The organism is Mucilaginibacter sp. P4_D1 (genome assembly GCF_056401935.1).
This window is the reverse complement of the sequence record NZ_JBFUIJ010000112.1, coordinates 1-1,750: the sequence shown is the minus strand read 5'-3', so window position 1 is coordinate 1,750 and position 1,750 is coordinate 1. Positions and strand designations below refer to the sequence as shown.

Sequence of the window (1,750 nt, the reverse complement as noted above, 5' to 3'; positions counted from 1 at the left end):
CTCTTACACCAGCGTGCTGCCGAATAAACAATTGCCCACATGATTTACACTTATATCGCTGTTTTTTATTCTGCTTGCCCCACTTTATTACATCCGTGCTCTTACAGGTCAAACACGCCTTTTTTTGACGATTTCATATAACAAAAAAAGCAAATTGAAACCGATTTCAATTTGCTTGATGTATATTCCTTTATTACAGTCGATTACAAAGATTCTACCAACTATTTTTGGCAATTATATCTTATAACTAATTAATAATCTGAATGATATAGTAATATCAGATTCTACTGTACCCGATAGAGGTTCACCACGATCAAAGATCATTTTCCGGAAAAGTTGAATTAATAATCCTTTTTTTAATTTTCTTTAGTAGAGTAATAATAACTTATAACACATTATTTACAAGTTTATCAATATCACTAGTAGAGTATTTTCTTTTTAACAAAATCTCACTTAAATACACATAGAGCTACAAGTGGACGCCTTTTTCCATCTTATCTTTCTAAAATGATATGATTAAAATCTCCTTCCAAAAACTCAAATTTCTTTTTAAATAAAAACGCTAATTTTTCACTTGCTGTTGCAAAAAAAACTTGATGATGACTAGAAAGTACAATTTCACGCAAATGATCAAGAAAAGATAAAATGTTAAGGTCATCTGTAAAGGTCACGGGATCATCGAACAACATCATTTTGGGGCCAATTTCTAATTGATAGTTCAAAGCTAGGTATACAGATAAACCCAATGCAGCCCGTTGACCGGTACTTACTCGTTTTAGATCAACTATTTCTCCAGAAACCTTGTTCAAGTAAATCTTGTTATTAATTATCGAGAGGCCAGTGAATTCCTTGGGTGAGTGAATGGTCTGAAATACATTCTTTATTTTTTCATTGTTTTTAATTAAAAAGTCTCCTAAAAATGCTTGTTCGCTATGCTCCGATTCAATCCTCTCTAAAATAGTGAGGACTCTAATCATACGATCACGTGCTTTTTCAATTTTCCCAACTTCTGTCAATTTAAAATCCAGGACGCTCCTTACTTTTTCAATTTGTTGTTTATTGTATTCTAAAATGGCGATATCACTTCTGATACGATCTATAAGCGAAATCCCTTTTTTAATAAGTAGAGCGCTTTCTTTTAAGTCCGCTTCGTATGGTATGGAGACAGCCGGCACCTCAACAATTTGTTTTAGAAAATCATCTATTATGACTGAACGTGTTTTTAATATTTCCTCTTTTTTAGCCAGTTCCTTCTTGTGATCTTTGAAACCATTGTTCGCTTTATTTGGGGTGGCCTCTAAAAGTGGTTCTCTAAAACTCGACCATTTATCGTATTCTTTAAGTGCCTGGTCGATCTCGACCTGCGAATTATTGATTTGGTCATTTAATTTTCTTACTTTTTCAATGTCCTCATTAGTTTTCATTTGTAGCCGATCGCAGATCGATTTAATTTTATCGAGTGAATTAACCTCTTCAAATGTAAAATAAAGTGGTAATTGCTGCTGTATCCTATATAACTCTCTTGGATCTAATCTATTCTTAAAACATACTTTTTTTAATGCATCTACTTCGTCGACGTCAACGCCGAAATCAACAAGTTGACGCAAAATATCAGACCTTAAATGAGAAAACAATTCGACAAGGGGAAGATCAAACAACTTGTCGTTAGTAGTCAAGTCTCTGATTACTGAATTTAGTCCGCTGAGTTCGTTAATCTTTAATGCTATGTTTTCGACTTGTTTATCAATGG

General features: G+C 33.3%; 2 protein-coding genes. Both read right to left on the bottom strand.

The features are described 5' to 3' along the window. On the bottom strand, positions 1-112 hold a 112-nt coding region (locus tag AC1DV1_RS31235; protein WP_477368740.1), incomplete at its 3' end, for an IS1/IS1595 family N-terminal zinc-binding domain-containing protein. A 382-nt stretch (positions 113-494) separates the two neighbouring features. Continuing rightward, on the bottom strand, positions 495-1,750 hold a 1,256-nt coding region (locus AC1DV1_RS31230), incomplete at its 5' end, for a hypothetical protein (protein WP_477368737.1).